Source organism: Niabella aurantiaca DSM 17617 (genome assembly GCF_000374125.1).
GTDB lineage: Bacteria > Bacteroidota > Bacteroidia > Chitinophagales > Chitinophagaceae > Niabella > Niabella aurantiaca.
The window spans coordinates 103,480-116,770 of record NZ_KB893626.1 but is presented as its reverse complement, the minus strand read 5'-3'; the positions used below and the strand labels follow the sequence as shown (position 1 = coordinate 116,770).

The window sequence follows — 13,291 nt, the reverse complement described above, 5'->3', positions numbered from 1 at the left end:
ATTGCCCATATACTTAAGGACAGCGCAGCGCTGATGATCTACTAAAGAAAAAGGGATTTTTTTTACTTTTTTTTCACAAAGGGCTTTTGCCGGATATTTTTAGAGATGCCAAGCGACTCGCTGATCCGCCGGACCGCAATGGCCATCTGTGCATCGATCGTATTTACCGATATATTCAAAATTTCAGCCACTTCCTTATAACGAAGTCCATCCTCCCGTACCAGCTTAAAGATCATTTTGCAGCGGGAGGGTAGCTGTTCGATAGCATGGTTCACCCGGCTAAGCATTTCGGCGGTCATCAGCTGCGAAAGCGGGTCACTGCCAACAGCCGCAACCGACGTGGTGGTTTCATCCAATCCGGAAAAGATCCATTCCCGCGCCTTAACCGACAGCCGGTTGAGCGACTGGTTCTTTACCGCTACATATAAATATACCGAGGGGTTTGCAATAGCCGTCAGCCGGGTACGGTTGATCCAGAGCTTTGTAAAAACATCTTCTACCACCTCCTGGGCAGTATCCGGGAGCCTTACCAGCGACAGCGAAAAATGATACAGCCGTTTGTAAAACACACCGTACAAACGGGTAAACGCCATTTCATCGCCTTCCGCGATCCGCTGCTGCAGGTACGGCCACTCTTCCTCAATATGGTCCGGACTGTTAATTGTTTTTAAAAATTGGAACTACAAAAGTAGCCATTTCCTAACAATCGTTAGAAAACCGGACGCCTGCTGCTTTTTAAACAGTTTCCAATAAACCTGCCTGGCCGCCCGGTTAATTTACAAATGCTTTGTTTTTTTATTAAAAACCTGAAGAATCTTTAGTACACCCCATTATAAATCAAATATTTAATCGTTAATTTTGGGTGAAATTAGAGGAACAGGTATATTTTATTGCTATTCAAAACGATATATTTGTAATTTACGGCTCGATTTTTGAGACGCACCCTGATTTTTTTTTGATATGGCTTTAGGACAATCACTACAACAAAAGCTTTTACAGAAGCTATCGCCCCAGCAGATTCAGTTAATGAAATTGTTGCAGGTGCCTACGGCCAACCTGGAGGAGCGCATTAAGGAAGAAATGGAAGAAAACCCGGCACTGGAGCTGGATGAGGGCAAGCACAGCGACGACGGGGAATTGAAGGATGAATTTACCGACGGGTCAGACTCCCTGGACGATTCGGATCGCGGACAGGACGACTACGATACCATTGACGTGAGTGATTACGTGCATGAAGGGGATGATGACATCGCCGATTACAAGACCCGTGAAGACCATTACGGCGACGATGAAAACCGGCAGCTACCCATTAAAACGGAGACCAGCTTTTATGATACGCTGGAAAATCAGCTGGGCCTGCTTTCCCTTTCTGATAAAGAGCACCAGATCGCACAGCATATCATCGGGAGTATTGATGAAGACGGATATCTGCGCAGGGATACACCGGCGCTGGTAGATGACCTTGCGTTCCGTCAGAATATAGAGACCGCGGTAGATGAAGTCGAAAGCATCATTCAAAAGATCCAGCAATTTGATCCCGCCGGCGTAGGCGCCCGGGATCTGACGGAGTGCCTGCTGCTGCAGCTAAAACGCCAGAAACAGGAAGGCAAAGAAGTAGACAAAGCCATCCTGGCCATTGAAAAATACTTTGACGAGTTTACCAAAAAACATTACGAAAAAATACAACGCGGACTGGGTCTGACAGAGGAAGAGCTGAAGGAGGTAATGCAGCAGATCGTAAAGCTGAATCCCAAACCGGGCGGTAATATTGGTGCGGTCAACAAGGCTGAGAGCTATGTGGTACCTGACTTTTTTATTATGAACAACAACGGCAAGCTGGAACTGACCCTCAACAGCCGCAATGCACCGGAATTGCGCATCAGCGAAGGCTACCGGGATATGATGAAGGAATATGACCGTGGCTCCAAAAAGGATAAGCAGCAGAAAGAAGCGGTACTCTTCATTAAACAAAAAATTGACGCTGCCAAATGGTTCATTGACGCGATCCGCCAGCGCCAGCATACCCTGCTGGATACCATGTCGGCCATTATGGACCACCAGGAGGAATTTTTCCTGACCGGCGATGAGACCACCTTGCGCCCCATGATCCTGAAAGACATTGCGGAAAAGACCAACCTGGACATCTCTACCGTAAGCCGTGTGGCTAACAGCAAATTTGTACAGACGGAATTTGGCACTTACCGATTAAAATTCTTTTTCAGCGAATCGCTGAGCACCGATAGCGGGGAGGAGGTTTCTACCCGTGAAGTGAAAAAGATACTGACCGACCTGATCGAGAACGAAAGTAAAAAGCATCCCTACAGCGACGAAAAACTGACAGAGCTGTTACAGGAAAAGGGATACAATATTGCCCGCCGCACCGTGGCCAAATACCGGGAACAGCTGAATATTCCCGTGGCGAGGTTGCGGAAAGAGCTGGTATAGGCACTCCAGCGGTGTCTCCCCAAACCGTCCGGATCTTCTCATGGCGCCTCCGAAGGAGGGGGACGCACGGGTTCAGAACGCTTTCCCGGTCCCTTGCAGGAGACCCTGAAAGGTAACAACTCCCTCCCCTATCTTTTCCCCATTTCGTAAATCAATTTTCTGATCGCGTAAACCATCCGCAGCAAGGCAGAGTACCTTTGCCAGCTCAAATTAAAAGATATCCAGTTATGAACAGGTATTGCTGCGCGTTACTATTTTCCCTACTATTTTTATCGGCTACTCCCGCTTTTTCGCAAACCACCGGAAACATCAAAGGAAAGATCACCACATCCGACGGAAAGCCGGCCGGGTCTGTTTCCGTGTCCCTGCAAGGCACTGCAAAGGGGGCCGTTGCCAATAACAGGGGGCAATATGAGATCCGGAACGTTACACCCGGAAGCTATGTTCTGTCTGTTTCCTTTACCGGCCTGGCTACCCGGGAAGAAACGGTGGAAATAACGGCGGGCGGAACGGCTGTGGTCGACTTTGTACTGAGCGAGAATGAAAAAGAGCTGCAAACCGTTGTCATCTCTGCCCGCAGGGATAAGCAGGCCAGCGAGTATGCTGCAAAAATGCCCCTGAAAAACCTGGAGAACCCTCAGGTGTACAATACCATCTCTGCCGAGCTGCTCCGCCAGCAGACCATTACCACGTATGACGACGCGCTGAAAAATGTGCCCGGTATCTTCCGGCTCTGGGAGTCGACGGGGCGCGGTGGCGATGGCGGTTCTTATTTTACGTTGCGGGGATTTGAATCGCAGGTTACAATGGTAAACGGCCTTCCGGGGCTTACCAACGGGAACCTGGATCCGGCCAACCTCGAAAAAATTGAGGTGTTGAAAGGACCATCCGGCACACTGTTCGGCAGCCCTGTGATCAGCTATGGCGGGCTGGTGAATAATATAACCAAAAAACCATATGATACCTTTGGCGCCTCCTTTAACTATATTGCAGGAAGCTTCGGACTGAACCGCATTACAGCAGACCTTAATCTTCCGTTTACAAAAGAAAAGGGATCGGCGGTAAGGATCAACACAGCCTACCAGCATGAAAACAGCTTCCAGGACCAGGGATTCCGGAAGTCCTTTTTCTTCGCGCCCACCCTTGCCTATAAGCTCAGCGAAAAGCTGTCCTTCCTGCTGGTTACCGAGTTGATGCAGGAAGAAAAAACAAACCCGACCATGCTCTTTTTGGGGAGAGATGCCCCCTTACAGTTCAAGGATCTGAAAGACCTCAATTACAATAATAAGCTGTCTTTTACAAGTAACGACCTCTCCATAAAAAATCCGCGGTTCAACTTCCAGGGACAGATGATCTATAAGTTATCACACAACTGGATCTCACAAACAATATTGTCCCGCGGGCAATCCGAGTCTAACGGATACTATACCTACCTGTACGATAATGAAAACGGAGAAAGAAACTTTGGGCTGTTCATCTCCAAGGAAAATGCCCGTACTGCTACCACCGATATCCAGCAGAACTTTACCGGTGATTTTTACATCGGCACTATGCGGAACCGTATCGTGGTTGGCGTTGACTACTTCGGGCGCGACATGACCAGCGCAGGAACCGGCTGGGACAAAATTTTTAATGTAACCGCCCAGGGCGATACGACCTATACCGATGTTGACGCCCAGACCGGCGAAGAGACACAGTTGCCGGCCGTATACCTGACCCGGCAGTCGGTAGACCAGCTGCTGGCCGGTACCGGCTCCGGCTACTTTTCCTCAAAAGACAATGCCTACAGTACCTATGTGTCTAACGTTTTGAACATTACGCCGTCTCTTATTGCAATGGTAAGCCTGCGCGCAGACTATTTTGATGCTAAGGGAGATCCCGCCAGTCAGGATGACGATTACAATCAATGGGCCTTGTCGCCAAAGTTCGGACTGGTGTATCAGCCCTTGCCGGATAAAGTTTCCGTTTTTGGTAATTATATGAACGGCTTCCGGAATATTGCTCCATCGGGTGTATCTGACGAGGATGGCAATCCCATACCCGGTGAGGTGCGGGTTTTTAAACCGGAACATGCCAACCAGCTGGAGTTTGGTCTCAAAACCAATTTTGGCGGCGACCGGTTCACGTCCACGGTCAGCTATTACGATATCCGTGTGGACGATCAGGTATTGCCCGATCCCATAAATAACTGGAACTCCATACAGGGAGGAAGCAGCCGCAGCCGGGGGTTGGAGCTGGATATCAACGCGACGCCCTTTACCGGGCTTTCCGTTACCGCCGGTTACAGCTATAACGATAGTAAGATATTAAAGGGACGCGAAGGCGATGTCTGGCTGGAAGAAGGACGCCGTCCGTTCTGGGCCGGGCCCGAGCATCTGGTCAATTTCTGGGCAGTGTATCAACTGGGCTCCGGAGCCGCGAAGGGACTGGGGCTGGGCCTCGGAGGAAACTATGCCAGTGAGAACCTTACACTCAACAACAACGCAGTGGGTATTTTCCGGATCCCTTCCTACACCATACTGAATGCCTCCCTGTTCTATGACGCTTCTAAATTCCGCGTTGGTTTTAACGTAAACAATTTTACCAATAAGGAATACTATGGCGGCGGCTGGAGCACTGTAAACCCACAAAAGCCCAGGAATGTAGCCCTCAACCTGATGTACAGGCTTTAAGACCACAAGGGCCGGAACCGCATCCCCAAAGAACACCGGGCGCTTCTGTTGCCGGAACATCCGTATGGGGTTTTCGCAAGCAAATACTGGGACGGGCAGGAATAGAAGAACCCTGCTGAAGAAATGGGATCCAATCAGATGGTCCACTGATCATGCACGATCGCGATCAGATAGTACCGGCCGTTTTCGAGTTTGTACACCAGTCGTACGGACTTCCAATCCATTCCCCCGTACTTTTTGGTTCCGCCCAGATAGTTCTCTGTAAACTCCGCTCCCGGATATACGGACCGGAGATTGTTGACTGAATTGCCTTTTCCCAAAACGGTATTCACACCGGCCCGCTTGGGGCTCAGGAAATTGCCGTCGTATACAAACTTCCCAAAATATTCCGCGGGGGAAAGAACGATGGCATTACCGCTTCCGTCATAAGTACCCCAGTTTATTTTTTTGTTCCTGTTTGTAGTCATCAGCTCCCGGAACGCTTCGCGTGAGAACTTTTTGTCTGAGCCTGGCTCAATGGTGGCATAGGGCGAAAAGCGGATGCCTTCCAGCGGGTGGATGAATGAATCGAGCTTTGCGTATTCTTTATTCTTAAACAAGGTAAGGATCGCTTTTGTAGTGGCCGAAAGAACGCTGTCCTTGTTCGCTTCCGTTATCTGAAATGCATTCAGCGTGTCGGTTCCTATCAGCTGCATGGAATCATGTCGTTCCGAAATATCGATGCCGGAAGTATCATCATCGGCACCGGGTTTCCCATTCTTGCCTTTGCACCCATTGCAGCCGGCAATAATGCCTCCCAGCAGCAAAGCGCAACCAGTCAACCATAGCCATTGTTTCTTCATATCTTCTGTTCGTTTTTGAATCTTCAGATGCGTTCCACTTCGCGGATCACGATCTGCGTGTTTTTAAAAAGGAAGATCATCAGCCCCGTCATTCAGATCGGTATAGGTATCTGACGGGTTGTTATCTGTGTATTGATTTCCACCGCTGTTGGCCCCACCCGCCGGTTCCAGCTTCCAGGCTTTTACATCCGTGTACCAGCGGCCGTTGTACTCGCGGCTTTCCACATCAAACGAGATCGTTAATGGCTTTCCAACCTGTAGCAGGCTTTCATTGATCTTGTCGCCCCAGATGGAGATACAAACCTTTTTGGGATATTGGGCCTGTGTTTCCACGATGATATCCTGTTTTCTCCATTCCCCATTCTTTCCCATTCCTTTTTGCAAGGGCAATACCTGAACCAAAGTGCCTGTCAACTGCATCATTTCACTGTTTATTTAAATAGTAAACAAAATTTATGCTACAAATATAGCTGGCTTCCAGCAAAGCCATTGGCAGGGTGTATAACATTTTTTCATTTCAGTGCGCTGTACTGGCGCGTATATGGTGTACGCGGTCGTCGAAAACAAGATACTTACCGGTATTGGTAAAGAATTCCCCGGTCAAATGCTGCCCATTTGCACGCTTTTGCCCCGGCAGCCTTCAACCCTTTATTGGTCCAGCTGTTGCAGGTATGAAACAGGCTGTACGCTCCTTTTGCCTCATAAAAGGCGTCATCCCGGTTATACTGCGCATTGGTGGCAATAAACACCGGCCGGCCGGATGCATCCCGGTCCAGTGAAGCCTCTATATACCGGATAAGTTTCTGGTACTGGTTACTGGAAAGCAACAATTTCCGGCAATGATCATTTTCCGGCACATGCCGGTAATAGGTAACATGCAAGGCGGTTTCGCCTAGCCCTGCGGCTGCCTGAAAGGCCGTTTTCAGGGTCAGGTCTTTCCATTCCGGCGTATTCAGGTAAAAGCCCTTATCGCCCCAGCCAATGGCGATCCACTGGCAGAGGCTATCCTTACTTATCGTATTTTGATAGAGAAAGGTCTGGTTCCAGCATTTGTAAATGGTGGTAACCGGCAATACGATATCGGTATGCACCCCATTTGACCATATAAATGCCATAACCGTTTTAGGCAGGCCATCCGGCTTTTCCGCCACGGCGCTGCGGGAGAGAATCCGTTCGGTTAGTAAATACCCGGCTATAAAAAGAAAAACGGCACCGCTCACCCGGAAGACCCCTTTAAGTATCCTTCTCATCATTTTCATATTACTATAAAGATGCAGAAAAGCAACGATTTTCGCCAGCAGAATGCTTTACTTTGCAACATGGATTCCAGAATAGTTTTAGACAGCGATAACGAACTGCGGGAAACAATCGGCCGGCAGCCAAAAGCGCAGCGGATTGTGGCAACCCTACTCTCTTATATCTTCCACCCCGTTTTTGTGCCGATATATGTCATTTATTTTTTATTGTACACGGAACCGTTCTTATTTTATGGTACTACCGTAGACGGAAGACTGATGGTGCTGTTACAGGGCATTGTCAATTACACTTTTTTCCCCCTCGTGTCCGTATTGTTGTTACGGGGCCTGAAATTTATTTCTTCCATAAAGCTCAAGGAACGCAAAGACCGGATCATTCCTTTCATTATCTGTAATATCTGGTATTTCTGGATCTGGTACGTATGGCGGGGACTTGAGGGAATGCCCCTGGAAATGGTCGTTTTTGCTTTGGGCGTTTTCATGGCCTCCTCCATCGGCCTGCTGCTGAATATCTATATGAAGGTAAGTATGCATGGGATCGCTTTGGGCACTGCAGTGTCCTTTTTATGCCTTCTGGGATTTGAGTACGGCCAGGGCATGGGGCTCTATATCATCGTTTCGCTGCTGATCACCGGGCTGGTTTGCACGGCTCGGCTGCTGCTTTCGGACCACACCGCCCGGGAGGTTTATTTCGGATTGCTGACCGGTACCCTGGGCATCATTATTGCCAATATCGTGGCGGGTTAACTTGAAAATGTGGGAATTAGAATTCGGCATCAGGCACAGGGATCCTGCCTGAAACCTTAACCTGATGACAATCGCACAGGCATCAGTTTAATTTTCAGAACTCAGAAAGCCCCTGATCTTTGCCGAAAAGTCAGGAAGTCCCAGTCGTCCTTTAGTTTCCCAAATCGTTGTGATTAAAATTGAACCCGAGGGCGCGCGGGGGATCCGCAAAGACCGCAATGGAAGAAGATTGCAGCCCAATGTTTTAGCAAACCTTGCAAACCCCTTGCCCGTTCCTTTCGTTTAAAACAGCCCCTCATTTTCATTGCGATCCGTTTCAACCTCAAATACTGACTTCCAGGAAATTTTCATGACGGTAAGTCTTTTTTATCCTGACGCGCATACGATGGCAATCGGGATGGAAAACACCGGAACCTGCTGCTCCAATCCTGTTACCGCTGCCCCATCCCTGCGTTTCTGCGCTTCAGTAGTTCATTCAAAAATAAGTCCAAAAATATTAGCTTTGTATTGCTAAATTTATTAGCTTTGTATTGTTGATAAATTCATTCGAACGGACAATGGTAAATTGTAATTTTGGTTATGGCAAAAACAGATAAAACAACGGAAATAGACATGAGCAGCGAAAAGCTGAAAGCACTGCGCCTTACAATGGACAAAATTGATAAGGACTACGGAAAAGGCAGTGTAATGCTGATGAATGAGAAAGCCGAAACGACCCAGGAAGTTGTCTCTACCGGCTCTATCGGCCTGGATACGGCGCTCGGGATCGGCGGTCTGCCCCGCGGTCGTGTTGTTGAAATTTACGGCCCGGAATCATCCGGTAAAACAACCATTGCCACCCATGTGATAGCGGAAGCGCAAAAAAAAGGCGGTATGTGTGCGATCATTGATGCGGAGCACGCTTTTGACAGCAGCTATGCAAAAAAGCTGGGGGTAAATGTAGATAATTTGCTGATCTCCCAACCGGATTACGGGGAACAGGCACTGGAAATTGCCGACCGGCTGATCCTGTCCGGGGCGCTGGATGTTGTGGTTATTGACTCGGTGGCGGCACTGGTTCCCAAAAGCGAACTGGAAGGGGAAATGGGCGACAGCAAAATGGGGCTGCATGCCCGCCTGATGAGCCAGGCATTGCGAAAGCTTACGGCCACCATTTCAAAAACAAACACGATCTGTATTTTCATCAACCAGCTGCGGGAAAAGATTGGGGTCATGTTTGGTAACCCTGAAACCACCACGGGTGGTAATGCGCTGAAATTCTATGCGTCTGTACGGCTCGATATTCGTCGTTCGGCCCAGATCAAAGACGGTGACAGCGCCATCGGGAACCGGGTGAAAGTAAAAGTGGTAAAAAACAAAGTAGCGCCGCCATTCCGTGCCTCGGAATTTGACATCATCTTCGGAGAGGGTATTTCCAAAACCGGGGAGATCATTGATATGGGCGTGGAACTGGGCATTTTGCAAAAAAGCGGCTCCTGGTACAGCTATAACAACGACAAGCTGGGACAGGGACGCGATGCAGTGAAAGCCCTGCTGCTGGATAACCCGGAACTGGCAGCGGAAGTAGAAGCCCTGATCCGTGAAAAGATCAAAGAAATGCAGGGATGATTTTTTGAATATAGACAGGTTAGTAAGTGCGCCCCCGCTGTAGTGGGGGCGTTTCTTTTCCCGGAGCGGCAACCATAGTAGTGCTGGTAAAAGTGACCGGCGCGGAAAGCGCATGACGGAACACAAACTATGTGGCCTGCGCCCCGGTCGGCGTCCTCACCGACCGGACAATAACTTTATAAGTTCATTTTGATGCCGGTCCATGATCATCCGGTAATAAGGACGCGGATGACCCTTAAAACATCCGGGGAATATCTGCTTTTCTTTTTCCCGATCGCGTAACTTCTTTTCCTTTTTTCGAAACCCCAACGGGAAACGGGCCGATATTTTTGAAAAAAAAGCCCATGTGCAACTTTAAAACACTCTACTACGCCCCCCACGGCTACCTTATTGTTTGTAATGAGTGCCGGCATTTTCAGCTGGCATTTCAAACCACCCTGCTGACAATGACCGCACAGGACCTTCATATATTTCATACCCTGGTAAAAGAGAACCGGGAATACAGCCCGTTTGATGCAAGCCCCGGCCGGAAGAATATCTACATACCCACACCACTGGAAGGTTACGGAATGATCCTGAACCGGGAAGAGCTGGAAGATCTTTTTCAATTACTGGAAACCGCAGAAGTAAATTTCAAGGCGGAGTCCTTGCTGGATCTGTTCAAAACGGCGTAGGCCGCCGGCATTGTTCCGGGCCTCATGTGCTCAAAAAAACTGCCGCAGACAAAACACTGCGGCAGAAAAATCTGTAAGGCCTGCGGTTTTACTTAATCTTTGCTAAACCTCAAATTGGCAAAATAATAGGTAATATCTGTAGCCGGGGCAAACGTGAGCGATGGCTCACCGCCAATATTGATCACAATTACCCGGTTGTGTTTATCTACGCTTTTTGATAGATCCACCTTCATATCGATCCACTTTTCAAGATCCGTATCGCTGATGGGGTACGCATCCTTGCCGTAATCCCAGTATTGCTGCCCGTAGCTGCTCTCCGATCCAAAAGCCCACAGATTATTCATAAACCGGAACCAGAGGCGCTGGTAGGGGGCATAAGTGCCCGACAATACAGCTTTGGGGGGCGCATACACTTTAAATTTCAGATATTTATACTGGGCTACATCAAACTCGTATTCCTTGGGGATCTGTATCACAAGCGTACCATTCTTTTTCTTCACGGTGGCTTTTATTACATTCTGTAAATCGGCCCCGGGCGGGTAGGTTGCCGCGGGAGCGTCAACAGCCAGCTCCCAGTTTCCATCCTGAATGACTCCATTCAGCAGGAACGGCTGCAGGGGAATCAACGCCTCATCGGGTTTGCTTACGATCTCCACCACCCCGCTGCTTACATACGGTGCCAGCAGGTCATCAATTCCCATAGAATTGGCAAGATACTTCACCTTGGTCAGCTTACCCACCTCCAGCAGATCCAGCAGGAATTGCGCGCTGGTAAGCGGCATATCGCCCATACGGCGCGCAAAAGGAACGATCGGGCCGCCACCGATAACGTCGGTAACCCCATTCCGGTTATAGCTGTTCTCGGTCATTTCAAAAAGCGTGCCTCCGGTCAGGTCAATTTCTTTTAGCCCCTGAAAATAGAAGATATCCTGCAGGCTTCCCGTGCGCACCGGAAAGGTCAGCTTCTCTACCGGGGCAACGGCATCTGCGGTGAACGTAGTGATCCCGTTGGCCGACAATATGGCCGGTTCGAAGGGAGCAAACGGAGTGGAACCTGTTGGAATGCTCACCTGCGCTTTCCGCGAAACCCACACTGTATCCAATATGGAGGTGCCGTTGATCTTGGGAATGATCTTATAGTTGAGGTCGATGGAAGCAATGGCACCCGAGGCCAGGTTGGCCATAAAGATGCGGGGATCCTGCCCGCGTTGTCCTTCCTTTATGTCCCCGTTCTTATCCTTATAGGAATATTCCAGACCATAATAGCTCAACACGGCTGAAGAGATCCCTGTTGGCCAGGTCAGGATGGCTGAAGAGGGTGAGGTCAGCGCCTGGGGAGTTGGCATTGCCAGGTTCGTCACATCCGTTTCGGTATAGGGGATCAGTCCGATCTGCTGGGGCACCGACCGGTTCCCGTTCTCATCAATGGTGTACACTCTGAACCGGTATAATTTTGATACCTTAAGATCCGTTATATTGAGCCATGACGCCAGGGAATCGATGGTAAGCTGCTTATCATCATATTCCACAACCGTTTTCATGGCCTTACCCAGTCTTATCTGGCTGGCCGGGATCCTTCCGGCCTTCATCAGATCGATCTCCACGCGCTCAAATCCCACATGGCCGACGATGGTATCAAACCGTCCCGGATACACCGTTTCGCCGGCGTATTTTTCCAGGTTATCATACATTTTACTGCATGATGATACCATCGCTAAACAGAAGAGCAGGTAGATATATATTTTGTTACTCATAATGCTGAAATTTATTGCGCTTTTTTGCCATAAAGAGTGATTTCTGAAAGACAGTTGGCATCATCCAGGGTATAATTTCCGGAAAACCCCTTTACTGCTTCAAACCGGAACTTTCGGGTTGGCTTGGTATATTGGGGATTATCCGGATACATATAGGCCATATCCCCGGCCTCACCCTTCTTTACAAACTCCAGTTCCGTAAGGCCGGCCGGTACCGGTATGGTATATTGCATTACGGTATCCCATTTGCTGGTGGCATCATCCCATATATAGGTCCGGTAAATACCCACATTTTCCGTGCGGTAGTACTGTCCCCTGCTTACATTGGCCAGGCCACCGGAGTGCCGCTGTGTGGTAATGATCCGGCTGATCTGATAATAGCCTCCCAGGTCAATGATAAAGTTCCAGGGCATATTGCCATCCGAGCTTTTGCCGGTACGCCCGCGGCTTTGGGTATGCAGGAAGTTCAGATTATCGCCCCGGTCGATGATGTCATCAATTACTTTGAGCGATCTTCCTTCCAAACCGTTCCCAAACATCATAGGCACTCCGCCGATAGAATCGTTGGGGTTGGGGATCGTCCAGCTCTGTTTGGGGATCTTCATATCTTCCAGGAGCGAAAGGGTTCCCTTATCCATGAATTCGGTCATGTTGCCATAGATGTCCTCCACCTTTACTTTTACGTTCACCTTTTCATTGGGACCTAAAAACAGATCATTCACAAACTTTCTGTCCGCCGGCAGGTTGGAAGAGAATACGGTCGTTAATTTACGGTTGGTGCCGCCCTGCGGGAATTCATATTCCACATACACATTCACATTCTGTTCCAGCTCATTCTGCCAGTCGAGAAAAAAAGAGCTGAATCCTGCTTTGGCCTGCACGGTTTTGGCCACCCTCGTATAGGCCGGCTCCAGAGGTGTTACTTTTACATCCAGTGGCTCCGATTTATTGCCCGACCGGTCTACCGCATACAACTGCACGGTATATTCGTCAATGCTCCCAAAGCCATATACATCCAGCGAATCGATAAAATAGGATGCCATGAATGTGAACGACTGGTTGCTTTTGTTGGTATACACTGCTTCAATACCCAACAGGTCCTCATCCTTGGGTATCGAATAAAAAAAGCGGGCACCGCCATACAGGGGAGTATATTCTTTCAGGACCACTTTGCCCGGCGGTGTACTGTCGCCGCTTTCCGTTTCAAACCGGTCCTGTTTTTTACATGCTGCAGCCAGCATCAGTAGTAATATTGGTATAATCAGTTTATTTTTCATACTCATTTTCATTAAA

General features: G+C 49.0%; 11 protein-coding genes. 5 read left to right on the top strand and 6 right to left on the bottom strand.

What is annotated here, in order from left to right:
• Positions 1-62: 62 nt before the first annotated feature.
• Positions 63-578, bottom strand: coding sequence for an RNA polymerase sigma-70 factor (locus tag B160_RS0105460; RefSeq protein ID WP_018626874.1), 516 nt, complete (start codon positions 576-578; stop codon positions 63-65).
• A 448-nt stretch (positions 579-1,026) separates the two neighbouring features.
• Here B160_RS0105460 and rpoN point away from each other — a divergent pair, with 448 nt between their 5' ends.
• Positions 1,027-2,445 carry an RNA polymerase factor sigma-54 gene (rpoN, locus tag B160_RS0105450; RefSeq protein WP_245562150.1) on the top strand — a complete coding sequence of 473 codons (1,419 nt, stop codon included), beginning with the start codon at positions 1,027-1,029 and terminating at the stop codon, positions 2,443-2,445.
• Positions 2,446-2,672: 227 nt separating this feature from the next.
• Positions 2,673-5,117 (top strand): TonB-dependent receptor, encoded by a 2,445-nt coding sequence (locus tag B160_RS0105445; protein WP_018626871.1) that lies wholly within the window; start codon positions 2,673-2,675, stop codon positions 5,115-5,117.
• A 134-nt stretch (positions 5,118-5,251) separates the two neighbouring features.
• On the opposite strand, the gene B160_RS0105440 is transcribed toward B160_RS0105445, so the two are convergent.
• The 3 genes from B160_RS0105440 to B160_RS0105425 form a co-directional block, all read right to left on the bottom strand.
• Positions 5,252-5,959, bottom strand: a complete 708-nt coding sequence (locus B160_RS0105440) for a hypothetical protein (RefSeq protein WP_083927668.1) — start codon at positions 5,957-5,959, stop codon at positions 5,252-5,254.
• A 63-nt stretch (positions 5,960-6,022) separates the two neighbouring features.
• Entirely contained in the window at positions 6,023-6,382 is a 360-nt protein-coding gene (locus tag B160_RS0105435) for a DUF3127 domain-containing protein (protein ID WP_018626869.1), read from the bottom strand.
• Positions 6,383-6,531: 149 nt separating this feature from the next.
• Complete coding sequence (locus B160_RS0105425) at positions 6,532-7,209, bottom strand: TIGR02117 family protein (protein ID WP_018626868.1); 678 nt, start codon at positions 7,207-7,209, stop codon at positions 6,532-6,534.
• Positions 7,210-7,278: 69 nt separating this feature from the next.
• Between B160_RS0105425 and B160_RS0105420 the strand changes: the two genes are divergently transcribed.
• The 3 genes from B160_RS0105420 to B160_RS0105405 all read left to right on the top strand — a co-directional run bounded on the left by B160_RS0105420 (position 7,279) and on the right by B160_RS0105405 (position 10,244).
• Entirely contained in the window at positions 7,279-7,962 is a 684-nt protein-coding gene (locus B160_RS0105420) for a hypothetical protein (protein WP_157557925.1), read from the top strand.
• A gap of 579 nt (positions 7,963-8,541) precedes the next feature.
• The gene (recA, locus tag B160_RS0105415; protein ID WP_018626866.1) at positions 8,542-9,570 is read left to right on the top strand and encodes a recombinase RecA; all 1,029 of its coding nucleotides are present in this window, start codon (positions 8,542-8,544) and stop codon (positions 9,568-9,570) included.
• Positions 9,571-9,914: 344 nt separating this feature from the next.
• Entirely contained in the window at positions 9,915-10,244 is a 330-nt protein-coding gene (locus B160_RS0105405) for a DUF6686 family protein (RefSeq protein WP_018626864.1), read from the top strand.
• Positions 10,245-10,336: 92 nt separating this feature from the next.
• On the opposite strand, the gene B160_RS0105400 is transcribed toward B160_RS0105405, so the two are convergent.
• Positions 10,337-11,998, bottom strand: a complete 1,662-nt coding sequence (locus tag B160_RS0105400) for a DUF4998 domain-containing protein (RefSeq protein WP_157557924.1) — start codon at positions 11,996-11,998, stop codon at positions 10,337-10,339.
• An 11-nt stretch (positions 11,999-12,009) separates the two neighbouring features.
• On the bottom strand, positions 12,010-13,275 hold the full coding sequence (locus B160_RS0105395) for a DUF4959 domain-containing protein (RefSeq protein ID WP_157557923.1): 1,266 nt from the start codon (positions 13,273-13,275) through the stop codon (positions 12,010-12,012).
• Positions 13,276-13,291: the final 16 nt, after the last annotated feature.

What these genes read in the sequence shown, in the direction of transcription:
- rpoN (WP_245562150.1), top strand. Translation starts at nt 1,027, where the DNA reads ATGAAATTGTTGCAGGTGCCTACGGCCAACCTGGAGGAGCGCATTAAG.
- B160_RS0105445 (WP_018626871.1), top strand. Translation starts at nt 2,673, where the DNA reads ATGAACAGGTATTGCTGCGCGTTACTATTTTCCCTACTATTTTTATCG.
- B160_RS0105440 (WP_083927668.1), bottom strand. Translation starts at nt 5,959, where the DNA reads ATGAAGAAACAATGGCTATGGTTGACTGGTTGCGCTTTGCTGCTGGGA.
- B160_RS0105435 (WP_018626869.1), bottom strand. Translation starts at nt 6,382, where the DNA reads ATGATGCAGTTGACAGGCACTTTGGTTCAGGTATTGCCCTTGCAAAAA.
- B160_RS0105425 (WP_018626868.1), bottom strand. Translation starts at nt 7,209, where the DNA reads ATGAGAAGGATACTTAAAGGGGTCTTCCGGGTGAGCGGTGCCGTTTTT.
- B160_RS0105420 (WP_157557925.1), top strand. Translation starts at nt 7,279, where the DNA reads ATGGATTCCAGAATAGTTTTAGACAGCGATAACGAACTGCGGGAAACA.
- recA (WP_018626866.1), top strand. Translation starts at nt 8,542, where the DNA reads ATGGCAAAAACAGATAAAACAACGGAAATAGACATGAGCAGCGAAAAG.
- B160_RS0105405 (WP_018626864.1), top strand. Translation starts at nt 9,915, where the DNA reads ATGTGCAACTTTAAAACACTCTACTACGCCCCCCACGGCTACCTTATT.
- B160_RS0105400 (WP_157557924.1), bottom strand. Translation starts at nt 11,998, where the DNA reads ATGAGTAACAAAATATATATCTACCTGCTCTTCTGTTTAGCGATGGTA.
- B160_RS0105395 (WP_157557923.1), bottom strand. Translation starts at nt 13,275, where the DNA reads ATGAAAAATAAACTGATTATACCAATATTACTACTGATGCTGGCTGCA.